Here is a 20,700-nt window from a genome sequence, read left to right on the forward strand (position 1 = left end):
CCGGTCCGGCCGGCTACCGCTCGGGCGGGGCTTCGAGGCGCAGCGTCAGCTTCTTGGTGCCGGGCGCGTTCGGGACGGTGTCCACGCAGCTGGCCTTGATGCACCCGGGCTTGGTGGCCTCGGCGGCGAAGCGGATGATCGCCGGCTTGCCGACCGCGCTCTGGCTGAAGCGCAGCACCATGCTGCGTTTGCTGGGCCGGGTCACCGTCGCGCTGCCGACGCGCTTGGGGAGCTTGTTGACCTGCTCGGCGAGGATCGACGCGCGCAGCTTCGTGCCCTTGGCGTCCGCCGTGACGCAGATGAGGTAATCGGGCGGCAGGACGCCGGGGGTCGTGGCGGTGTACAGCCGCAGGCACGCGGAGCCCGGCGGCCCGCTCTTGGCGACCAGGTCCTTCGGCGCCAGGTCTGCGCCGAAGCTCATCCCCGCCCGCAGGCGACCGTCGCTCGCGCGCTGCAGCGACACCCGGGTCAGGTCGGGTGCGCCCTCGGCGGCCCCGCCCGCCTTCTCCGTGGCGACGACGGGCGTCTCGGGCGTGGCGGCCAGCGCGACCCCGGCCGCACCGAGCGCGAGCGCGGCGAGCGTGGAGCCGCCGACGCGCAGACGGGCCCGGCGTCGCTGGTCGGTCGAGGACGACACGGTGATCAACTATGACGCCTCGGCGGCGCGCCGTGGCCGCTGCAACCGCGTGTGCGGCCCGGCCTCGGGTCCACCGCCTGGCCCGGCGTGCGCATGCGGACAGCGCGTGCCGGGCTGCCGATCAGCGCCCCTCGTAGGTCGCCTTGCCCGGCCCGACGTCGAGGAACGAGCGCACCGCGCTCTTGAGGTCCTCGGTCGCGAACAGCGGGCCGGACGTCTCGGCGACGATCGCGTCGGCGGCACGCGTCCCCCGCTCGACCTGCTCGCGGACGAGGCGCTTGGTCGCCGCGTGCGCCAGCGTCGGCCCGTTCGCGATCTTCTGCGTGAACGCGAGCGCCGCGTCGGCGAAGCCCTCGTCGGGCAGGACCCGGTTCACGACGTTCCACTGCTCGAGCGTCGCCGCCTTGAACAGGCCGCCGGTGTAGACCAGCTCACGGGCACGGGCCGGGCCCGCGCGTTCGGCGAGGCGCTGCGGCCCGCCCATCGACGGCGTCAGGCCGACGACGATCTCGACGAGGCCGAACTTGGCGGACTCCGCGGCCAGGAGCAGGTCGCAGGCGAGGCTGAGCTCGAACGCGGCGGTCAGGCAGAGCGCGTGCGCGGCGAAGACCGTGGGGAACGGGAAGTCCTCGACGGTGTGGATCAGCTCCAGCAGGTCGGTCCACAGCTGCCCGCCCTGCGTGGCGGTCAGGCCGTCGAAGAGGTGGACGTCCACGCCGCCGCTGACCGCGCGGCCCTCGGCCCGGATCAGGAGGCCGCGGGGCGGATCGGCGGCGACCTGGCGCACGGCGTCGGTCAGCCCGTCGATGAGCGGCTGGTCGAAGAGGTTGAGCGGCGGCGCGGCGAGCGTGATGATCGCCAGCGGGCCGTCGCGGTCGAGGCGGACGGGACTGTCAGTGCTCATGCGGTCAGCTCCTGGGCTGCGGCTTCGATGTCGGCCATGTCGCCCGGCTTGGGGATCCACGGCAGGCGCAGCGGATCGCGCTCCGGGTCGTCCTTGTAGCGCGGGATGACGTGGATGTGGGTGTGGAAGACGGTCTGCCACGCGTCCGCCCCGCAGCAGTTGAGGAGGTTCACGCCGTCGCACTGCAGGCGGTCCTTCATCCGCGCGGCGAGCCGCTGGGCGGACAGGATCGTGGCCTGCAGGTCCGCCGGCTCGATCGCGATCAGGTCCTGGCTGTGGTTGCGCGGGATGACCAGGGCGTGGCCCCGGGTCCCCGGGTTGATGTCCATGAAGCTGAGCGTGTGCTCGTCCTCGTCGAGGACGAACGCGGGCAGCTCGCGCGCGATGATCTTGCAGAAGATGCAGTCGTCGGCGACGTGCTCCGGCGGGGCGAATTCGGCCATGCGCGGGAGGCTATCGGTCGGGCGGGTGGCGGCCGGCCCACGGGCGGATAGCCTGGGGCTCGTGACCGACTCCGCTGTCCCGACCGGCCCCGAACCCGACCTCGCGCTGCTGGAGCGCGCCGTCCACCACCTCGGCGCGATGGACCGCCCGTCCGCCTCCGCCGGCGAGCGCGACGCCGCGTTCTGGATCGCCGAGGCGCTCCGGGCCGAGGGCGCCACGGTCCAGGTCGAGCGCGAGCGCGCGCACGGCGGCTACTGGTGGCCGCTGGGCCTGCTCGCCGGCGCCGCGGGACTGGCCGGGCTCCGCGGCAGCCGCGCCGTCGCGTTCGGTGTCGGCGCGACCGCTGCCGCTGCGATCGCCGACGACATCTCGGGCGGGAAGCAGTGGTTTCGCCGGCGGTTCCTGCCGCAGCGGGACACGCACAACGTCATCGCGACGGTCGGCGACCCCGACGCCGAGCAGACCGTGCTGCTGATCGCGCACCACGACGCCGCGCACTGGTCGCTGATCTTCCACCCCGGGGTCGGCCCGTTCATCGGGGACCGCTGGCCCAAGCTGATCGAGCTGTCGGACGACACGCCGCCGGTGATGTTCCCGGTCTTCGGCGGCCCGCTGCTGGTCGCGCTCGGCGCACTGAGCGGCGTGCGCCGGCTGCGCAAGGCGGGGACGTTCCTGGCGCTGGGGACCGCGGTCGCGATGACCGAGATCGGGTCGCGCTCGACCGTGAGCGGCGCGAACGACAACCTGACGGGGGTCGCGACCCTGCTCGGCGTCGCCCGCGCGCTGAAGGAGCAGCCGGTCCCCGGCCTGCGCGTGATGCTGCTGTCGACGGGGTCGGAGGAGTCGTTCATGGAGGGGATGCAGGGCTTCGCGCGGCGCCACTTCGCCGAGCTGCCCGTCGATCGCACGCACGTGATCTGCATCGACACCGTCGGCTCCCCCGAACTGCTCTGCCTCGAGGGCGAGGGCATGCTGTGGATGCGCCACTACCCCGAGCAGTTCAAGGCGCTGCTGACCGAGCTGGCTGCCGAGCGCGGGATCACGCTGCACCGGGGCATGCGGTTCCGTAACGCGACCGACGGGCTCATCGCGCTCAAGGCGGGCTATCCGTCGGTGATGATCGGGTCGATGAACAAGTACCGGCTGCCGAGCAACTACCACTGGCCGACCGATGTCCCGGAGAACGTGAACTACGAGACCGTCGCCGACTGCGTGCGGCTCTGCGACAGCGTCGTGCGGCGGCTGGCGAGGACGTTGCTGCGTCCGGACGCAGCCGTCAGCTCGTGAGCGCGGCGCGGGCGGCAGCGACGGCGCCCGCCTCGTCGTCGATCTCACCGGCGTAGCGCGCAGCGTCGACCTCGGCGAGCAGCGGGCCGAGCTGCGGCCCCGGGGTGATCCCCAGCGCCCGCGCAAGCACGTCGCCCCGGACGAGCGGCGCCCGGTCGCGATGGTCCTGCCAGCCGAGCGCCGGGCCGATCGTCGCCCGCGCGAGCTCGAGGTGCGCGGCGATCGACGGGCCCGCGTTGTCGCCGCGGGTGGCGACGCGGTCGCAGGCCGACAGCAGCGTGACGTCGACGGGGACGCTCTCGCACGCCAGGAGGTAAGCGTGCTCAGCGCGGGCCGGGAGCGGCCGGTGCTTCACCAGGTACCCGAGGCGCAGGTGATGCCGGGTCAGGGCGGCGACGTGCGTTCGCGTCCGCTCGCTCGCCCGCAGGCGCGTCAGGATCTCGCGGGCGAGGTCGGCGCCTGCGCGGTCGTGCCCCGGGAAGCCGACGAAGCCGCCCTCGCCGAAGGTCCGCGTGGCCGGCTTGGCGATGTCGTGCAGGAGCGCGCCGAACCGCAGGGCCTGGCCGCGGGTGAGCTCGTCGGCGAAGGGCTGCGCGAGCCATGCGGTGATCGCGGGCGCGTGGGCTGCGCCGAAAAGGGCGGCCGGGTCGCGCTCGAGGTCGATCACCGCCTGCAGCACGGCGAGCGTGTGGTCGTACACGTCGAGGTGATGGAAGCGGTTCTGGGCGACGCCCGCGAGCGCCCGCAGCTCGGGCAGGACGGCGTCGGTGACGCCGAGGTCGTCCATCAGCTCCAGGCCGTCGAGCGCGGCGTCCGACCCCACGACCCGCTTGAGCTCCGCGAACACGCGCTCCCCCGCGACCGCGTCGAGGGCGCTCGCGTGGGCGCGGGCCTCGGTGACCGTGGCGTGGTCCGGTGCCAGGCCGAGCTCGCAGGCGAAGCGGGCGAGCCGCAGGACCCGCAGCGGGTCGTCGGGGAAGGCGCGCGCGTCGACCATACGAAGCCGGTGGGCGGCCAGATCGTCTGCGCCGCCGTGGGGGTCGTGCAGCGGGCCGCCGTCCAGCGGCTCGGCGATCGCGTTGACGGTGAAGTCGCGCAGGCCGAGGTCGGCGTCGATCGAGCCGTCGCGCAGCGGGCACAGGTCGACCTGCCAGCTGCGGTCGGGGGCCATCACCCGCCAGGCGCCGAACTCGTCGCTGAGCGGGAAGGCGGGGCCGCCGGCGCTGAGCGCGAGGTGGCGCGCGGCGGCCTTGACGTCCCCCGCGACCACGAGGTCGATGTCACCGAGCGGCCGGCCCATCAGCCGGTCCCGGACGGCGCCGCCCACGAGCCACGCCTGCTGGTCGCGGAGGGCCGCGCGCGCGGCGTCCAGACCGGCGCTCATCGGGCGGCCTGCCCGAGGTAGTCGCGCCGGGTGCGCGGCAGCAGCGCCGTGGTGACCTCGTAGTTGATGGTCTCGCTACGGGCGGCGACCTCCTCGGCAGGGAGGCCCGGCCCGACGAGGACGACCTCGTCACCGACCGCGACGCGCCCGCTCAGGCCGTCCGGTCCGAGGTCGACGGTGATGTTGTCCATGCTGACCGTGCCGACCTGCTCGTGGCGGGCCCCACCGATGAGCACGTCGGCGCGGCCCGTGGTCGCCCGGCGCCAGCCGTCCCCGTATCCCACCGGCACGGTCGCCAGGACGGTGTCGCGGGCGGCTACGAAGCGCCGCCCGTAGCCGGCGCTCTCGCCCGCCGCGCAGTGCTTGATCGCCGCCACGTGGCTCGTGAAGGTCAGCGCGGGACGCAGGTCGTGGGCGGCGGCGTCCTCCCCGAACGGATCGAGACCGTAGACGCCGATCCCGGGCCGGACGAGATCGAAGTGCGCGGCCGCGTCCCGCAGGATGGCGGCGGAGTTCGCCGCGTGGACGAGCAGGTCCGGCCGCTGTTCGCGGATCGGCCCGATCCAGGCGGTGAACCGGGCGAGCTGCTCGTCGAAGAACGCGTCGGCCCGGTCGTCCGCGGTGGCGAAGTGCGTCATCGCGCCGCGCAGGCGCGGCCCGGCCTGCTCGACGAGGCGCGTGGCGGTGTCCGGGTCGCGCGTCCCGAGGCGGCCCATGCCGCTGTCGAGCTTGACGTGGACGCGTGCCGTGGACGGCAGCGTCCCGAGGAACCCCTCGTCCCACACGACGACGTCGGCGTCCGCGGCGAGCGCGATGCCGAGATCCTCCCCGTCCAGCGACCCCATGACCAGCAGCGGACCGTCGATCCCTGCGGCACGGAGCGCGGCGGCCTCTGCGGCACCCGCGACGCCCAGCCAGCCCGCCCCCGCCTGCCGGGCGGCGCGGGCGCACGCGACGGCACCGTGGCCGTACGCGTTGGCCTTCACCACCGCGCACACCTGCGTGCCCGGCGCGGCCGCCGCGAGGACGCGCACGTTGTGCGCGACGGCGTCCAGGTCGACGCGCGCGACGGCCCGGGCCATTACTCCCCGGCCAGCGCCTGCAGGACGTCGATGCGCGTGACGACGCCGACGAGGCGGCCGTGCTCGACGACGGGGATCCGGTTGTGCCCGGAGCTCGAGATCAGCCGCGCGGCGTCCTGGGCGGTCGCGTCGGGCCCGATGGTCGTCGGGTCCTCGGTCATCATGTCCGCCGCGTTGCCGGCGAAGGCCTTGCGCAGGCGCTCCTCGTAGTGGCGCAGCGATTCGACGAAGATCACGCCGCCGAAGAGCTCGATGTAGTGGCGCAGGGAGACGTTGCCGCTCTCGTCGGTCATGACGAGGTCGGCGTCGGTCACGATGCCGACCAGGCGACCGCCCTCGTTGACGACCGGGACACCCGGCAGCTCGTGCTCCTTGAGGGTCCGCAGGACGCCCTCGACGTCTGTCTCGGGACGGACCGTGACGGGGTCGGCATCCATGATCTCGGCGACGGTCCTCATGAGCGCCCAGCGTACCGCGCGCCGGAGATCGCGCCCGGCAGCGCCGCGATCACATCGCTGGCGATCACGCCGTCCGGTCCGTGCGGCGCGGCCGCCGCGCGTCCGGCCAGCAGATGAGCGCGCACCGCGGCGCAGGCGGCTTGGAACGGCTCCAGCCCCGCCGCGAGGAACGCGCCGCAGATACCGGCGAGGACGTCGCCGGTGCCGGCGGTCGCCAGCGCCGGGGCACCGCCCTCGCTGACAGCGACCAGTCCGTCGGGGGTGGCGATCAGCGAGTCGTCGCCCTTGAGGACCACGATCGCGCCGGTGCGCCGGGCCGCGTCGACCACGTGCTCGAGGCGCGCCGCCTCGATCTCGGCGCTCGTGACGCCGAGCAGCCGGCCCAGCTCGCCGGCGTGCGGCGTGAGCAGCGTCGGCCCGGTGCGGGCGCTGAGGGCGTCGGCGTCGCCCGCGAAGGCCGCGATCGCGTCGGCGTCCAGGACGAGCGGGCCGGTCGCCCTGAGGGCGACGTCGCGGGCACAGGCGAGCGCGCCGTCGGTCCGCCCGAGCCCGCCGCCGAGGACCAGGACGCCGTCGCGGGCGTCCACGGCCTCCAGCACCGGCCCCGCAGCGTCCGCCTCCAGGCGCCCGTCCTGCTCGGGGACCCCGCGCGTCATGACCTCGGTGAGCTTGATCTCGAAGACCGGCTCGAGCGTGTGCGGGACGCAGGCCGTGACGTAGCCGACGCCCGCGCGCATCGCCGCGTCGGCGGCCAGGCACACCGCCCCGGTCATGCCGGGCGAGCCGCCGCAGACCACGACGTGGCCGGCCGTGAACTTGGTGGAGCCCGCGGCGCGGGAGGGCAGCGCTTCGAGCACCTCGTCGTCGGTGAGCAGGCCGACCGTCGCGCCCGACTCCGCGCGGACCCCGATGTCGATGACGTTGACGTTGCCGGCGTGCGCCTTCCCGGGTGCGATCCAGAGCCCGGGCTTGGCGGCGCCGAAGGTCACGGTGGCGCGAGCGTGGACGACCGTGTCTGGGTCGGGGACCGCGCCCGTGTCGGCGTCGACGCCGGACGGGATGTCGCAGGCGATGACGGGGATCCCGGAGGCGTGCAGCACGCGGATCGCGCGGGCGACGGCACCGCGGGGCTCGCCCGTGACGCCGGTCCCCAGCAGCGCGTCGATCGCGCCGGCGCAGCCGTCCAGTGACTCGAGGTCGAACGGGCGCGGGCGCAGCGCGAGCCGCGCGAGGTTCTCGGCCGCGTCGCCGGTGGAGTCCTCGCGGGCAGATGTGGTGAAGACCCGCACATCGCGGCCGGCGGCATGAAGCAGGCGCGCCGCGACGAAGCCGTCCCCGCCGTTGTTCCCCTTGCCGCAGAGCACGGCGATCGGGCCATCCGGGATCAGGTGGCCGGCGAGCATCGCCAGCCCACTGCCCGCACGCTCCATGAGCGCAATGCCGGGCGTGCCGGCGTCGATCGCGGCTGCGTCCGCGGCGCGCATCGCGGCCGAGCCGGGCAGCGGCGCGAGCCAGTCAGGGAGCTTCGTCATCCGGCCGGCACCTCGTGGGCGATCGCGACCGCGCCCGCAGTCGTCGGTGTGTGGGTCAGCGAGACACGGACGTCGAGGTGCCGTTCGGCGGCGATCCGCGCCGCCTCGCCGCTGAGCATGATCCCGACCTCGGCGCTCCCGCCGCCGCGGACCTCGATCTCCAGCGGCCGGAAGACGTCCAGCGCCAGCGCCTTGGTGACCGCCTCCTTGGCGCAGAAGCGGGCGGCCAGGTGCTGACCGGGCCGTGCCCGTCGCGCGGCGTAGGCCTGCTCCCCATCGGTGAAGAGCCGGCCGGCGAGGTGCGGGCGCCGCTCGAGCGCGCGCTCGAGGCGGTCGATGTCCAGCAGGTCAAGTCCGATGCCGACGCTCATACCCGGCGCCAGCCTATTGACGCACCCCGCCGCGCGGCATCGCCGCCCCTCTTCTCGGCGCCGAGACCCGACGGGCATCGGACTGGGTGATGAGAAACGGGTTTCGGCGTGTGGGAGGCGGCGAGGGTCGCGACAGGCGCGAGAGCGGGAGGGTCAGGACAAGGCGCCGGGGACGAGCGCGACCAGGCGGGCGCAGACCGCGTCCGTCTCGTCGGCGGTCGGTGCCTCGACCATCACGCGGACCAGCTGCTCGGTGCCCGACGGGCGCACCAGCACGCGGCCGCGGCCTTCCAGCGCTGCCGACTCGGCGGCGACGGCGGCCAGCAGGCCCGCATCGGTCATCGCCGCGTCCCGGTCCCCGACCTTCACGTTGACGAGCTTCTGCGGCAGCTTGTCCATGCCGCGGCGGTCCGCCAGATCACTGCCGGCGAGGGCCTCGAGCGTCAGCAGCGCGCTCGCGATGCCGTCGCCGGACGGGACGAAGTCCATGTCGATGATGTGGCCGGACTGCTCCCCGCCAAGGGCCCAGTCGCGGTCGCGCAGCGCCTCGAGGACGTAGCGGTCGCCCACCCCGGTCGTCTCGACCGCGATACCCGCGGCCGCCATCGCGGTGTGGAAGCCGTAGTTCGTCATCACCGTCACCGCGACGCCGCCGCCGCGCAGGCGGTCCTGCGCGCGCAGGTGCAGGGCGGCGAGCGCGATCAGCTCGTCCCCGTCGACGACGGCACCGGTGCGGTCGACGGCCAGGACGCGGTCCCCGTCGCCGTCGAAGGCGAAGCCCAGGTGATGGCCGCCGGCGACCACGGCGGCGCCCAGCGCCTCGACGTGGGTCGACCCGCAGCCGTCGTTGATGTTGCGCCCGTCCGGCTCGTCGGCGATCACGTGCGTCGTCGCGCCGAGGCGGCGGAAGATCTCGGGCGCGACCCGGTAGGTGGCGCCGTGCGCGCAGTCGAGCAGGACGTCGACACCCGTGAGGTCGAGCGCCTGGAAGCGGGTGTGCAGCTCGCGCAGGTAGTCCTCGTGCGTGCCGTGCAGCGGCCGGATGCGGCCCGTCCCGCCGGCCGGAGCCACGCGGTCGCCCGCGGCGTCGGCCGCGAGGATCGCCTCGATCCGCGCCTCGGTCTCGTCCGTCAGCTTCAGGCCGTCGGCGCCGAAGAACTTGATGCCGTTGTCGCGGTACGGGTTGTGGCTCGCCGAGATGACCGCGGCGACATCGAACCCATAGCGGGCAAGCAGCAGCGGTGCGGCCGGCGTCGGGAGGACACCGCCGAGCAGCACCTCGCCGCCGACGCTGGTGACGCCCGCGGCCAGCGCGGCCTCGAGCATCTCGCCGGACTCGCGCGTGTCGCGGATGACGAGGACGCGCGGGGCGGCGGCCGCAGCGGCCAGGGTGACGGCGCGGCCGAGGGCCAAGGCCAGTTCGGCCGTGAGCACCTCACCCGCGACGCCGCGGACGCCGTCCGTTCCGAACAGGTTCCTGCTGCTCATACTGGTGTTCCTAAGCGGGGACCGCCGGCGAGCGCCCGCACATCGGGCGTCGCGGCAGTCCCGAGGGCACTGAGTGCCCCTAGCGCTTGCTGAACTGCGGCTTCTTACGAGCCTTCTTGAGGCCCGCCTTCTTGCGCTCCTTGACGCGTGCGTCACGGGTCAGGAAGCCGCGGCGCTTGAGCTCGCCACGCAGGTTCGGGTCGGCCTCGAGCAGGGCCTTCGAGATGCCGTGGCGCAGCGCGCCGGCCTGCGACGAGACGCCGCCGCCGTGGATCGTCGCGATGACGTCCATCCGGTCCTCGTAGCCGACGGTCTCGAGCGGCTGGCGGATGTTCCGCTGCAGGGTGACCCGCGGGAAGAACACGTCGAGCGTCTTGCCGTTGATCGTGTAGGCGCCGGTGCCGGGCTTCAGGATGACGCGGGCGACGCCGGTCTTCCGCTTGCCGGTGGCGCGGTAGCGCGCGTCGGCGGACAGGTCGACGTTGGCGACGATCGGCGCGTCGTCGACGACGTCGCTGTCGTCGTCGTCCTGGATGATCTCCTCGCCGTCCTCGTCGTACAGCGTCTCGCGGCCCAGGGGATCCTGACCCTCCGTGACGATGTCGATCTCGAGGTCCATGCCGGGGATCGCCGGCTTGGCGCGCGGGGCGACGGGCTCGTCGTCGTCGCTGTCGTCCGCGTCGTCGATCTCCTCGACGGCGACGGGCTCCTCGGCGTCGGCGGCGGGTGCCGGTGCGGCCTCCTCGGCGGGGGCCTCCGCGACGGGGGTCTCCTCGGCGGCGGGCGTCTCCTCCACGACCTCCTCGGTCGGAGTCTCGGGGGCCACGGCCTCCGGGGTCTCCTCGGGGGTCGCGTCGTTCGGCGTCTCGTCAGCCATCAGGTCTTGATCTCCATCGGGGTCGGGCTCTGCGCGGCGTGCGGATGCTCCGCGCCGGCGTAGACCTTGAGCTTCGTGATCTGCTTACGGGCGAGGCGGTTGCGGGGCAGCATGCCCTTGACCGCGATGCGGATGACCTCTTCGGGGCGACGCTCCAGCATCTCCTCGAGGGTGCGGGACTTCAGGCCGCCCGGGTAGCCCGAGTGGCGGTAGTACCGCTTCTCGGCGCGCTTGTTGCCGGTCACGCTGATCTTCTCCGCGTTGATGACGACGACGAAGTCGCCGGTATCGACGTGGGGCGTGTACTCGGGCTTGCGCTTGCCGCGCAGCGCGTCGGCGATCTGGGTCGCGAGCCGGCCGAGCGTTTGCCCGTTGGCGTCGACGAGCACCCAGTTGCGCTCACGGTCAGTTGTATTTGCGACGTAGGTCTTCACGGCGAGAGAGGCCGCGCTGTCGGCGCGCGGCGGCGGTGGAGTGTAGCGACGGAGTGGCTCCAAGCGCGTTCTGACACGCAGCCGGGACAGGCCTTCCTGCGCACAGGGTATCCTGCCGACGCAATCCATGACTGCCGAGTCCCCTCGCATGCCGCCGCGAGGGGAGCGGGGGACCCATCGGAGCCCTGGCTCCAGGGGCGAATCCGGGCATTTTGCCTGGTAATGCGGACCTTGACCGCATGAGCCCGTCAGCTCACCCCGTAGGCCGTTCAAACAAGGAGCTGAGCTTGCCGCATGACCCGCTGGACCCTCCGCGCCCCGGACGAGGGCGTCGCCTCCGCGTGTTGCGGACGGGTCTGCTCGCGTTCGCCGCGCTGCCCGTGGCGTTCGCAGGGCCCGCGGCCGCGCAGACAGGGGGCGGCGTCACGGCCGACCCGGACGGCAAGCTGACCGACCCGGCGGTCAGCGGCAGCGCGGCAGCAGGTACCACGAAGGTCCCGGTCGTGAAGGCCCGCCCCAAGCCGCTCCTGATCACCTGCCGGACAGCTTGCGCCGGGCTGGACACCGTCCGCCCGGGCGGGGTCGTGCGGGTGACGGGCGACGCCATGGACGGCGCCCGGACCGTGATCTTCAAGGGCGGCAAAGGCGGCAAGGACGACACGAGCGCGCCTGCCGTCCGCGTCGCGCCGGACGCCGTCGACGCGGTTCTCCCTGTCGGCGCAGCCAGTGGACCGGTCCAGGTCCGCGGCGCCGAGGGCGCGGCGTCCCGCACGACCGGCAAGACCATCACCGTCCTCACCCCGGGGACCATGGCGCTCAGCGCGGCGCGCGCGTCGAGCCCTGCCACCGCTCGCGTGGACACCGGCAAGGTCTTCTTCCGCGGCGCCCACCAGGCGACCGTGAGCGTCTTCGTCCCCGAGGGCCCGCCGCAGCACGTCGTCCTCGACCTCGAGCGCATCTCTGACAAAGCGGTGGTCGGCCATTGGGAGCTCGACGCCCCGGGCGGCACCGTCCAGTCGGTCGCCTGGACCGGCGTGGTAAAGGGGAGCGTGCAGTCCGACGGCCGCTACCGATTCCGCATCCAGACCGCCGCCGCCGGCGCTGCGGCGGTCCCGACCTCCGCGGCCTTCACGTTCCTGGGGAACATCTTCCCCATCCGCGGCACGCACAGCTACGGCGAGGGCATCGCCCGCTTCGGCGCCGGCCGCACCGGCCACACCCACCAGGGCCACGACGTCTTCGCGGCGTGCGGGACCCCGATGGTCGCCGCGCGCGGCGGGAAGGTGAAGTTCGCCGGGACCGACGGCAACGCCGGGAACTACATCGTCATCGACGGCGCGGGCACCGGGACGGACTACGTGTACATGCACCTGAAGGGTCCGGCGCTCGCGGTCAAGGGGGACACGGTCTACACGGGTCAGCCGATCGGCGAGGTCGGGGACACCGGCGACGCGAGCGGCTGCCACCTGCACTTCGAGCTGTGGAAGTCCCCGGGCTGGTACACGGGCGGCAAGGTCTTCGACCCCCTCCCGAGCCTGAAGCGGTGGGACAAGCAGTCCTGAGCGGACCGGTGGTCCAGCGCAGGGAGAGGTCGTGCCCGTGCGATGAAGCGATGGGCGTGTAGAACGCGACACAGCATCTGACGACGGCGCGATCGGGACTGGTGTCCGTGGTGGGCGGGGTCGGCGTCGCGGGTGGGCGGTGGGACCTTGCGCGCTGGTGCATGTATGACGTGCACCTGGGCGCAAGGTCGCGGACTGCCGCGGTTCGCCTGGCCGGCCACCCGTCCCACGCCCCGCACCCGAGACCATGCAGCCTGCCAGCGCCCACCGCCATCAGCAGCCCGCAGTTCCTGAAGCCGCCACGACGGGGCGGTCCTCGGCGTCAGCGCCACCGACCTCCCGGCCACGAGGCTCGGGGTCAGCAGGTCCCGTCCACGAGTCCAGGGGTCAGCGCCAACGAGGCAAGGCCCTCTCCGCGCCAAGGGTGCCTCGCTCGAAAGGGCGAAGCGAGCACCCTCACAGAACGCGAAACGGCATCTGAGGACGGCACGATCGGGACTGGCGGCCGTGCGAGCTGCGGTTCCGCAGGTGGTCCTGGGTGGCAGCCGGCGGGGCGGGAGCGGAGTGCGCGCGGAGGTCCGGGAGCTGGACAGCCCGGCTGGGCGTGTGACGCGTGGAGGGTTTCGGGGACATGCCCCGCCGAATCCTCCGCGGACCCGCGCGATCCACCACTCGTCCCGCCCGCCACCAACCCCCCGCGGCGTCAGCACCATCAGCGCCCCACCAGGCTCGGCGCCACCGACCCCAACGCCCCCTTCAGGGCGAGGGAGCGCGTTCCCAGCCGGTGAGCGCTACTCCCACTCGATCGTGCCCGGGGGCTTGGACGTGATGTCCAGGACCACCCGGTTGACCTCGCGCAGCTCGCCGATCATGCGCGCCGCGATCTGCTCCAGCAGGTCGTACGGCAGCCGCGCCCAGTCGGCGGTCATCGCGTCGTCCGACGTCACCGCGCGGATGACCACCACGTAGCCGTAGGTGCGCTCGTCGCCCTGGACGCCGACCGTGCGGACGTCCGGGAGGACACAGAAGGACTGCCACAGGTCGCGATAGAGGCCGGCGCCGCGGATCTCGTCCTGGAGGATCGCGTCAGCGTCGCGGAGCAGGTCCAGGCGCTCCTTGGTCGCCTCACCGCCGACCACGCGGATGGCCAGACCCGGGCCGGGGAACGGCTGGCGCCAGACGAGGCGCTCGGGCAGGCCGAGCTCCGCGCCGACCGCGCGGACCTCGTCCTTGAACAGCGCGCGCAGCGGCTCCACGAGCTCGAACTGCAGGTCGTCCGGCAGCCCGCCGACGTTGTGGTGCGACTTGATGGTCGCCGCGCCTGTCCCGCCGCCGGACTCGATGACGTCCGAGTAGAGCGTGCCCTGGACGAGGTACTTCGCGCCTTCGCCACCGGAGGCGAGTTTCAGCGCCTCCTCCTCGAAGACGCGGATGAACTCGGTCCCGATGATCTTGCGCTTGGCCTCGGGTTCGCTGGTCCCGCGGAGTTTGTCGAGGAAGCGGGTCTCGGCGTCGACGGCGACGAGCGGAACCTTGAAGGTGTCGCGGAACGTCTTGACGACCTGGTCGCCCTCGTTCTTGCGCATCATCCCGTGGTCGACGAAGACGCACGTGAGCTGGTCGCCGACCGCGCGGTGCACGAGCAGCGCGGCGACGCTCGAGTCGACCCCGCCCGACAGTCCGCAGATGACCTTGCGGTCACCGATCTGCTCGCGGATGAGGCGGATCTGGTCGTCGACGATGTTCGCGGCGGACCACGTCATGTCGCAGCCGCAGATGTCCCCGAGAAACTTCTTCAGGATGTCCTGGCCGAACGGCGTGTGGACAACCTCGGGATGGAACTGGATGCCGTAGATCGCCTTCTCGACGGACTCGAAGGCGGCGACCGGCGACACCGTGGAGGACGCCAGCGCGGTGAACCCGGGCGGCGGCGCGTAGACCGTGTCGCGATGGGACATCCAGCAGGCCTGCTCCAGCGGCAGGCCTTCCAGCAGGCGACCTGACTCCTTGACCGTCAGCGTCGACCGCCCGAACTCGCCGACCTCGGCGCTCTGGACGTCGCCGCCCAGGGCCTGGGCGACGAGCTGCATCCCGTAGCAGATGCCCAGGACCGGGATCCCGAGCTCCAGCAGGGCCGGGTCCAGCGCCGGGGCGCCCTTGGCGTAGACCGACGAGGGCCCACCCGACAGGATCAGCCCCTTCGGCTTCCGCCGCGCGACCTCCTCGGCCCCGACGTGGTTCGGCAGCAGCTCGCTGAACACGCCGCACTCGCGCACGCGGCGGGCGATCAGCTGCGAGTACTGACCGCCGTAGTCGAGGACGACGACCTCGTCGGTGTTGCGGGGGACGTCCAGCGGCGCCGACTCGTCTGCCAGTTCGGTGGCAGCGGTCGACGCCGTGACGAGGCCGTCTGGATGGTTCAAGCGCTGGTCTCGGCCAGTGCCGGCGTCTTCTCGACCGGGGCGCCGTGGGTGGACGGGTCCGAGTCACGCGGCGGGGCGGCGGCCGCGCCGCGTGAGCCCATGCCCACGCCCTGCGACTGCTGCAGCAGCTTGCCCTCGGTCTGCAGCGACGGGGCGATCATCAGCTCCGCCCGGTTGAACTCGGCGATGTCCTGGTAGCCGCAGGTCGCCATCGAGGTCCGCAGGCCGCCCATGAGGTTGAACGTGCCGTCGTTCTCGTGGGCAGGCCCGGTGACGATCTCCTCCATGGTGCCGTTCTGCACCGTCTGCACGCGCGCACCGCGCGGGAGCGTCGGGTGGAACGTGGCCATGCCCCAGTGGTAGCCGCGGCCGGGCGCCTCGTAGGCGCGGGCGAGCGGCGAGCCGACCATCACGGCGTCCGCGCCGCAGGCGATCGCCTTGGACACGTCACCGCCGGTGCGCATGCCGCCGTCGGCGATGACCTGGACGTACTCGCCCGTCTCCAGCATGTTCGTCGAGCGGGCACCGGCCACGTCCGCGATCGCGGTCGCCTGCGGGACGCCGACGCCGAGGACGCCGCGGGTGGTGCAGGCCGCTCCGGGCCCGACGCCGACCAGGACGCCGGCCGCGCCGGTCCGCATCAGGTGCAGGCCGGTGTGGTAGCTGGCACAGCCGCCCGCGATGACGGGGATGCCGACCTCGCGGATGAACTCCTTGAGGTTCAGCGGCGTGGACGTCATCGACACGTGCTCGGCGGAGACGACCGTGCCCTGGATCACGAGGATGTCGAGGCCGGCCTCGAGCGCGAGCTCGTAGTACTGCGTCACGCGCTGCGGGGTCAGGGACGCGGCGGTGACGACGCCCTGGTCCTTGATCTCCTTGATGCGCTGAGTGATCAGGTGGGGCTTGATCGGCTCCTGGTAGATGGCCTGCATCTCCCGCGTCGCCACGTCCTTCGGCAGCTGGGCGATGCGCTCCAGCTCCTCCTCCGCGTTCTCGTAGCGCGTGAAGATGCCCTCGAGGTTCAGGACGCCGAGGCCCCCGAGCTTCCCGAGCGTCGCCGCGGTGCGCGGCGACACGACGCCGTCCATCGCGGAGGCGAGCAGCGGGAGCTCGAACCGGTACGGGCCCAGCTTCCACGTGATGTCGACATCATCGGGGTCGCGCGTCCGGCGGGAGGGCACGATCGCGATGTCGTCGAACCCATATGCGCGGCGGGCCTTCTTCCCGCGCCCGATCTCGATCTCCATGGCGTGATCCTCAGTCTGTGTCTAGGACGAAAAGACCCCGCGCAGGCGGGGTCGGGGTGGGACGGGTGAAACAACCTGTGAGGCGGCAACCCAAGGTCTCAGCGAGGATATCAGCGGATCTGGACGGGTCCTTCGCGGCCCCGGACCTGCCCGCTCTTTGCGCCTTTTCGGGTCGTGCTACGGGACTTCGACCGGCGCCGTGAGGCGCTCGATCGCCGTCTCGGCGACGATCTTGTCGAGCTCGCGCGGCTCGATGAGGCCGGCACCGAGGCGACGCGTGGACTCCGCACCGCACGCGACCGCGAACTGCAGGCACTGCGCGGTGGGCTGGCGCTGATAGCGCGCGGCGACGTAGCCCGCGAGGAACGCGTCGCCGGACCCGACCGCCGCCACCGCCTCGTGCGGCTCGATCCACACGCGCGAGAGCTGCCGGTCCCCGCCGGGCTCGAGCATCGAGGCGATGCAGCCGTCCGGCATCGTCATCAGCGCCTCACGGGCACCGAGCTGGATCATCTCCCGCACGGCGATCGCCCGGTCCTCCTCGTCGTTGAACTCGTGGCCGACGAGCTCCTCCGCCTCGAGGACGTTCGGCGAGATCACGTCGGGCTCGGCGCGGACCGCCTGGCGCAGCGGGTCGCCGTCGGTGTCGACGACGGTCAGGACGTCCAGCCGCCGCAGGTCGCGGATGAGGCGCGCGTAGAAGTCGGGCTCGACCCCGCGCGGCAGTGACCCAGCCATGACGACGATGTCGGCGCCGCGCGCCAGGTAGAGGAGCTTGTCGCGGAAGAGCTCGATCTCCTTCGACGTGACCGCGGGCCCGCGCTCGTTGATCTCGGTCTGCTGGCCGTTCGTCGGGTCGTAGACCGCGGTGTTGGTCCGCGACTCCTCGCGGATGCGGACGAAGTCGTTGAGGATCGACTCCTCGGTCAGCCGCTCGACGATCCGCGTCCCGGTCGGCCCGCCGGCGAAGCCGGTCGCGATGACGGGCTGGTTCAGCGTCTTCAGCGTCCGCGCGACGTTGACGCCCTTGCCGCCCGCCATCGTCGTCTGCTCGACGGTGCGGTGCCGGCGCCCGAGCCGGAAGCTCGGCACCGACAGCGACTTGTCGATGGCCGCGTTGAGGGTGACGGTGATGATCATGCGATCTCGGGTGAGTCTCGGCCGGTCACGCTGCCGCCCCGGTGGGAGCGGCGGCGCAGGAGCACGAGGAGGAGGCTACCGCCCACGAACGCCGCGAACAGGAGCAGCGTCTCGGGGCGCCGTCCGTAGTCCGACAGGCGCTCGGTCGCGGTGGCCGCCGGGACGTCGCGCGCCGCGACGAGCGCGATGCGGTCGACGGTCTTCCCACGCTGCCGGACGAGGATGGTGCCGAGCCGGGTCCCCTTGGCCAGCGGACCCTCGATCTCCTTCGGGACGCCGATCAGCCGGGTCGTCAGCTGCTCGTCCCGGCGCGCCGTGCGCTTGACCGAGCGCGACGCCACCAGCTCGAGGCTCTGGCCGTCGCGGTACTTGACGGCGGTCTCGGCGAGCGACTCGCCCTGCTTCACGGCGGTCACCACGCGATAGCGCTGCAGGCCGTAGCGCAGCAGACGCAGCGAGTTGCGGTCGCGGGACTCCTCCGAGCCGGTCCCCAGCACCACCGACACGACCGTGACCCCGTCGCGCGTCGCCGAGCCGACGAGGCAGTACCCGGCGCCGCTCGTGTGGCCGGTCTTCGCGCCGTTGACGAACCCGGCCTTGCGGATCAGCCGGTTGCGGTTGATGACGTGGATGGTGCGGCCGCCGCGGACCTTCAGGTACGCGTCGGGGCGGTTGGTCGTCTCGCGGAAGAAGGAGCTCGTCCGGAGCACCAGGACGAGGGCGGCGAGGTCGGACGCGGACGAGTAGTTCCCCGGCTCGTCGAGTCCGACCGGCGTGGCGAAGTGCGTGTTCTTGAGCCCGATCTTCTTCGCCCGCTCGTTCATGAGCTTCACGAACGCCTTGCGCGAGCCGGCGGTCCGGACGGCGAGCGTCTGGGCGGCGTCGTTGCCCGACGGCAGCAGCAGGCCACGGAGGAAATCGGCCACGGTCATGCGATCGCCGGTCCGCAGCCCGGCGAGCGACTCGGCCCCGGCGGGGTTGTAGGGGACCTGCGAGAGGACGTCCTTCAGGTTCAGCTTGTCGAGCGCGACGAGCGCGGTCATCAGCTTCGTCGTCGACGCGATAGAGCGGCGGTCGTTCGCGCCCCGCTGATAGACGATGTCGCCGGTCGCCGGCTCCACGAGGACGGCGGCGGGGGCGTCAATCGGCGGCGGGCCGGCCGCGTGGGCGGCAGTGCCCGGGCCGACGACCACGCACACCACGGTCAGCAGCGCGACCCACGCCGCGGCGATGTCCCGCCGGAGGGCGGTGCGACGACGAACGACCATCGACCTGCGGCGGGCTACTTGCGCAGCGTCAGCCGGCGGCCGACGCGCAGGGTGTTCACGTCGAGGTTCGCGTTCAGCCGCTGGATGTGCACGATCGTCAGCCCCGTCTTCTGGGCGATGCCGGACAGCGTGTCGTTCCGCTTGACGACGTACGTCTTCGCGCGTCGCAGGCTGTTCGGCGACAGCTTCTTGGCCGTCGTGGCCTGGGTGCTGACGCTCGGCGTCGAAGCCGAGCCGGAGTCCGTCTCCGGCTGCACGAGCGTGTAGACGGCGAACGCGGCCGCGATCAGGGCCAGAGGAGCAAGAAAGCGCGCAGGGCTGCGGTACCGCATGGCCGCAGCAGGATAGTCCGTTCTCCGGAGCGCTGCGCCTCATGCAAGCCCCCATGCGAGCTCGCGGAGCCGCTCGGCCTCCGCGCGGGCGGCGGCCGCGGCCTGCGCCCCCTCGCCGGCCTGGACGATCGACCGCGACGCCGTGATCAGGCCGCCCGCCGGTCCGGGCGCGAAGGCGGGCGCGAGGTCCTCGACGCGGCCGCCCTGCGCGCCGACGCCGGGCAGCAGGAAGGGAGTCCGGGGCATGAGCTCGCGCAGGCGCTCGACGTGCTGGGGCGCGGTCGCGCCCACCACGGCACCGACGTCGGCGATGCCGCCGGCGTCCCCGCTGTCGCCGAGCGCCGCCACGCGCCGCGCGACCTCCTCCCAGAGGCGCCCGCCGTTAGCCAGCTCGAGCTCCTCGAAGTCCGCCGCCCCCGGGTTGGAGGTGCGGACGAGCACGAAGACGCCCGCGCCGGCGGGTCGCCCGACGTCCAGCAGCGGTCCGATGGTGTCCACGCCCATGTACGGGCTGGCCGTCATGGCGTCGGCGCCGAGGCCGGGGATGTCCCCGAACGGCGACGGGGTGACGCCGAGCAGCGACTGCGCGTAGGCGCGGGCGCTGACGTCGATGTCGCCGCGCTTGGCGTCGGCGATGACCAGCAGACCCGCGGCCTGGGCGTGCTCGACGGTCCGCCCGAGTGCGGCGCGGCCCGGTGCCCCGAGACGCTCGAAGCACGCCAGCTGGGGCTTGATGGCGACGACGGCATCGGCGACGGCGTCGATCACCGCACGGCAGTGGGCCTCCACCGCGGCGGCGGCAGCCCCCGCGGGGGTACGTGCGTGCCCCCCGGCGTCAGTGCCCGGCGACGCCGACGCGGCAGGCCAGAGGCGCGCCGGGTCCGGGTCGAGCCCCAGGACGATCTGCGACCGGCGCGCCGCGACCGCAGCGGCCAGGCGATCGCCGAACGGGCCTGGTGCCGTCAGGACCTGACCGCCTTCTTGAGCGATGAGCCGGCCGTGAAGCGCGGGATGCGCGTCGCGGCGATCTCGATGCGCTCGCCGGTCCGCGGGTTGACCCCAGGGCGTGCGCCGCGCTCGGCCACGTGGAACTTCCCGAAGCCGGTCAGCGTGACCTCGCCGCCACTCGCCAGCGACTCCTCGAGGATGGTCAGCGCGGCCTCCAGGGCATCGGCGGCCTGCCGGCGCTCCAGGCCGGTGCGGCCGGCGATCTGGTCCACGAACTCCGATTTCGTCATGCCGCTGCCCCCCGGCCGCGTCGGTGGTCTGCTCGTGCCAGCACGATTTCGACGCTACCAGTCGCGGAGGTCGTCCAAGGTCGCCAGAAGGTCATGGACGACGACCGCCTCCAGTGCGTGCGGACCGACCGCCAGGGCGAGCAGATGCCCGTCGGAGCGGGCCGCGAACAGCGTCCCGTCGCTGTGCGCAGCCTTACGGGCCTCGGCCGGTCCGGCGCCGTCCAGCAGCCGCGTGGCGGCCGGCTCGAGCCCCGCGTCGCCGGCGACCACCTCGCCGTCGGCGGCGACGATCACCGCGGACCGCAGGTCGGCGGACAACGTGGCCAGGTAGGCGAGGGCGATCCGGGCGGGCACGGCATCCGTCATCGAGATGCGGGAGGATACGCGGCGTGGATCTGTCGCGAATCGGGTGGCTGCTCACGGTCGCCACCTGCGCGATCGTCGCGGTCGCCTGCCTGGCCTCCGGGTACCAGGGCTACGCCGCCGTCACCGCCGCCGTCCTGGTGGCCGCGGCGATCAACCTCTTCGACTGAGGCAGGCCCTTCGCCGGAGGGCCGGATAGCCCTCCGGTGCTCGCCCAGGGCACCCG

General features: G+C 73.1%; 21 protein-coding genes, 1 pseudogene and 1 riboswitch. Of the genes and pseudogenes, 3 read left to right on the forward strand and 19 right to left on the reverse strand.

The features are described from left to right. Positions 1-13: 13 nt before the first annotated feature. The 3 genes from DSM112329_RS17400 to DSM112329_RS17410 form a co-directional block, all read right to left on the reverse strand. Positions 14-637 carry a hypothetical protein gene (locus DSM112329_RS17400; protein WP_354697823.1) on the reverse strand — a complete coding sequence of 208 codons (624 nt, stop codon included), beginning with the start codon at positions 635-637 and terminating at the stop codon, positions 14-16. Between the two features lie 121 nt (positions 638-758). Then, on the reverse strand, positions 759-1,541 hold the full coding sequence (locus DSM112329_RS17405) for an enoyl-CoA hydratase/isomerase family protein (RefSeq protein ID WP_354697824.1): 783 nt from the start codon (positions 1,539-1,541) through the stop codon (positions 759-761). Further along, positions 1,538-1,984, reverse strand: a complete 447-nt coding sequence (locus DSM112329_RS17410) for an HIT domain-containing protein (protein ID WP_354697825.1) — start codon at positions 1,982-1,984, stop codon at positions 1,538-1,540. The genes DSM112329_RS17405 and DSM112329_RS17410 overlap by 4 nt, the downstream gene beginning before the upstream one ends. Before the next feature lie 61 nt (positions 1,985-2,045). Here DSM112329_RS17410 and DSM112329_RS17415 point away from each other — a divergent pair, with 61 nt between their 5' ends. Next, positions 2,046-3,272 carry a M28 family peptidase gene (locus DSM112329_RS17415; protein ID WP_354697826.1) on the forward strand — a complete coding sequence of 409 codons (1,227 nt, stop codon included), beginning with the start codon at positions 2,046-2,048 and terminating at the stop codon, positions 3,270-3,272. On the opposite strand, the gene DSM112329_RS17420 is transcribed toward DSM112329_RS17415, so the two are convergent. The 8 genes from DSM112329_RS17420 to rplM all read right to left on the reverse strand — a co-directional run bounded on the left by DSM112329_RS17420 (position 3,262) and on the right by rplM (position 10,898). Next, a complete protein-coding gene (locus tag DSM112329_RS17420) occupies positions 3,262-4,656 on the reverse strand; it encodes an HD domain-containing protein (RefSeq protein ID WP_354697827.1) in 1,395 nt (464 codons plus the stop codon). The genes DSM112329_RS17415 and DSM112329_RS17420 overlap by 11 nt on opposite strands. After that, the gene (gene alr / locus DSM112329_RS17425) at positions 4,653-5,738 is read right to left on the reverse strand and encodes an alanine racemase (RefSeq protein WP_354697828.1); all 1,086 of its coding nucleotides are present in this window, start codon (positions 5,736-5,738) and stop codon (positions 4,653-4,655) included. Before alr ends, DSM112329_RS17420 begins: the two co-directional genes overlap by 4 nt. After that, positions 5,738-6,196, reverse strand: a complete 459-nt coding sequence (locus DSM112329_RS17430; protein WP_354697829.1) for a CBS domain-containing protein — start codon at positions 6,194-6,196, stop codon at positions 5,738-5,740. Before DSM112329_RS17430 ends, alr begins: the two co-directional genes overlap by 1 nt. Beyond that, complete coding sequence (locus DSM112329_RS17435; RefSeq protein WP_354697830.1) at positions 6,193-7,728, reverse strand: NAD(P)H-hydrate dehydratase; 1,536 nt, start codon at positions 7,726-7,728, stop codon at positions 6,193-6,195. The genes DSM112329_RS17430 and DSM112329_RS17435 overlap by 4 nt, the downstream gene beginning before the upstream one ends. Next, on the reverse strand, positions 7,725-8,099 hold the full coding sequence (locus DSM112329_RS17440; protein ID WP_354697831.1) for a holo-ACP synthase: 375 nt from the start codon (positions 8,097-8,099) through the stop codon (positions 7,725-7,727). Before DSM112329_RS17440 ends, DSM112329_RS17435 begins: the two co-directional genes overlap by 4 nt. 153 nt (positions 8,100-8,252) lie before the next feature. Beyond that, positions 8,253-9,587: a phosphoglucosamine mutase gene (gene glmM / locus DSM112329_RS17445; RefSeq protein ID WP_354697832.1), complete on the reverse strand. Its 1,335-nt coding sequence runs from the start codon at positions 9,585-9,587 to the stop codon at positions 8,253-8,255. 79 nt (positions 9,588-9,666) lie between these two features. Next, entirely contained in the window at positions 9,667-10,464 is a 798-nt protein-coding gene (gene rpsI / locus DSM112329_RS17450) for a 30S ribosomal protein S9 (protein ID WP_354697833.1), read from the reverse strand. Continuing rightward, positions 10,464-10,898 (reverse strand): 50S ribosomal protein L13, encoded by a 435-nt coding sequence (gene rplM / locus DSM112329_RS17455; protein WP_354697834.1) that lies wholly within the window; start codon positions 10,896-10,898, stop codon positions 10,464-10,466. The genes rpsI and rplM overlap by 1 nt, the downstream gene beginning before the upstream one ends. A gap of 122 nt (positions 10,899-11,020) precedes the next feature. Then, positions 11,021-11,181, forward strand: a riboswitch (cyclic di-AMP (ydaO/yuaA leader). Between the two features lie 58 nt (positions 11,182-11,239). Between rplM and DSM112329_RS17460 the strand changes: the two genes are divergently transcribed. Beyond that, a complete protein-coding gene (locus DSM112329_RS17460) occupies positions 11,240-12,460 on the forward strand; it encodes a peptidoglycan DD-metalloendopeptidase family protein (protein ID WP_354697835.1) in 1,221 nt (406 codons plus the stop codon). A gap of 791 nt (positions 12,461-13,251) precedes the next feature. Here DSM112329_RS17460 and guaA read toward each other — a convergent pair. From guaA to DSM112329_RS17500, 8 genes and pseudogenes are all read right to left on the reverse strand, one after another. Beyond that, complete coding sequence (guaA, locus tag DSM112329_RS17465) at positions 13,252-14,835, reverse strand: glutamine-hydrolyzing GMP synthase (protein WP_354702490.1); 1,584 nt, start codon at positions 14,833-14,835, stop codon at positions 13,252-13,254. A 194-nt stretch (positions 14,836-15,029) separates the two neighbouring features. Next, a pseudogene (locus DSM112329_RS17470) lies at positions 15,030-16,133 on the reverse strand (GuaB3 family IMP dehydrogenase-related protein); the annotation flags it as partial. A 177-nt stretch (positions 16,134-16,310) separates the two neighbouring features. Further along, positions 16,311-17,273, reverse strand: a complete 963-nt coding sequence (locus DSM112329_RS17475) for a 1-phosphofructokinase family hexose kinase (RefSeq protein WP_354697836.1) — start codon at positions 17,271-17,273, stop codon at positions 16,311-16,313. Further along, positions 17,270-18,541, reverse strand: coding sequence for a D-alanyl-D-alanine carboxypeptidase family protein (locus tag DSM112329_RS17480; protein WP_354697837.1), 1,272 nt, complete (start codon positions 18,539-18,541; stop codon positions 17,270-17,272). The genes DSM112329_RS17475 and DSM112329_RS17480 overlap by 4 nt, the downstream gene beginning before the upstream one ends. 14 nt (positions 18,542-18,555) lie before the next feature. Further along, positions 18,556-18,873, reverse strand: a complete 318-nt coding sequence (locus DSM112329_RS17485) for a LysM domain-containing protein (RefSeq protein WP_354697838.1) — start codon at positions 18,871-18,873, stop codon at positions 18,556-18,558. A gap of 39 nt (positions 18,874-18,912) precedes the next feature. Further along, on the reverse strand, positions 18,913-19,863 hold the full coding sequence (gene pyrF, locus DSM112329_RS17490) for an orotidine-5'-phosphate decarboxylase (protein WP_354702491.1): 951 nt from the start codon (positions 19,861-19,863) through the stop codon (positions 18,913-18,915). After that, complete coding sequence (locus DSM112329_RS17495) at positions 19,836-20,111, reverse strand: HU family DNA-binding protein (protein WP_354697839.1); 276 nt, start codon at positions 20,109-20,111, stop codon at positions 19,836-19,838. Before DSM112329_RS17495 ends, pyrF begins: the two co-directional genes overlap by 28 nt. 54 nt (positions 20,112-20,165) lie before the next feature. Beyond that, entirely contained in the window at positions 20,166-20,477 is a 312-nt protein-coding gene (locus tag DSM112329_RS17500) for a hypothetical protein (RefSeq protein ID WP_354697840.1), read from the reverse strand. A gap of 23 nt (positions 20,478-20,500) precedes the next feature. On the opposite strand from DSM112329_RS17500, the gene DSM112329_RS17505 reads away from it, so the two are divergent. Next, the gene (locus tag DSM112329_RS17505) at positions 20,501-20,644 is read left to right on the forward strand and encodes a hypothetical protein (RefSeq protein ID WP_354697841.1); all 144 of its coding nucleotides are present in this window, start codon (positions 20,501-20,503) and stop codon (positions 20,642-20,644) included. Positions 20,645-20,700 lie beyond the last annotated feature (56 nt).

Source organism: Paraconexibacter sp. AEG42_29 (assembly GCF_040581415.1).
In the GTDB taxonomy this organism is placed as follows: Bacteria; Actinomycetota; Thermoleophilia; order Solirubrobacterales; family Solirubrobacteraceae; genus Paraconexibacter.

Bases quoted from the DNA above. Each gene is read 5' to 3' on its own strand.
- rpsI (WP_354697833.1), bottom strand. From the start codon at position 10,464: ATGGCTGACGAGACGCCGAACGACGCGACCCCCGAGGAGACCCCGGAG.
- DSM112329_RS17485 (WP_354697838.1), bottom strand. From the start codon at position 18,873: ATGCGGTACCGCAGCCCTGCGCGCTTTCTTGCTCCTCTGGCCCTGATC.
- DSM112329_RS17480 (WP_354697837.1), bottom strand. From the start codon at position 18,541: ATGGTCGTTCGTCGTCGCACCGCCCTCCGGCGGGACATCGCCGCGGCG.
- DSM112329_RS17405 (WP_354697824.1), bottom strand. From the start codon at position 1,541: ATGAGCACTGACAGTCCCGTCCGCCTCGACCGCGACGGCCCGCTGGCG.
- DSM112329_RS17410 (WP_354697825.1), bottom strand. From the start codon at position 1,984: ATGGCCGAATTCGCCCCGCCGGAGCACGTCGCCGACGACTGCATCTTC.
- DSM112329_RS17500 (WP_354697840.1), bottom strand. From the start codon at position 20,477: ATGACGGATGCCGTGCCCGCCCGGATCGCCCTCGCCTACCTGGCCACG.
- DSM112329_RS17440 (WP_354697831.1), bottom strand. From the start codon at position 8,099: ATGAGCGTCGGCATCGGACTTGACCTGCTGGACATCGACCGCCTCGAG.
- DSM112329_RS17435 (WP_354697830.1), bottom strand. From the start codon at position 7,728: ATGACGAAGCTCCCTGACTGGCTCGCGCCGCTGCCCGGCTCGGCCGCG.
- DSM112329_RS17495 (WP_354697839.1), bottom strand. From the start codon at position 20,111: ATGACGAAATCGGAGTTCGTGGACCAGATCGCCGGCCGCACCGGCCTG.
- DSM112329_RS17420 (WP_354697827.1), bottom strand. From the start codon at position 4,656: ATGAGCGCCGGTCTGGACGCCGCGCGCGCGGCCCTCCGCGACCAGCAG.
- alr (WP_354697828.1), bottom strand. From the start codon at position 5,738: ATGGCCCGGGCCGTCGCGCGCGTCGACCTGGACGCCGTCGCGCACAAC.
- DSM112329_RS17475 (WP_354697836.1), bottom strand. From the start codon at position 17,273: ATGATCATCACCGTCACCCTCAACGCGGCCATCGACAAGTCGCTGTCG.
- glmM (WP_354697832.1), bottom strand. From the start codon at position 9,587: ATGAGCAGCAGGAACCTGTTCGGAACGGACGGCGTCCGCGGCGTCGCG.
- DSM112329_RS17430 (WP_354697829.1), bottom strand. From the start codon at position 6,196: ATGAGGACCGTCGCCGAGATCATGGATGCCGACCCCGTCACGGTCCGT.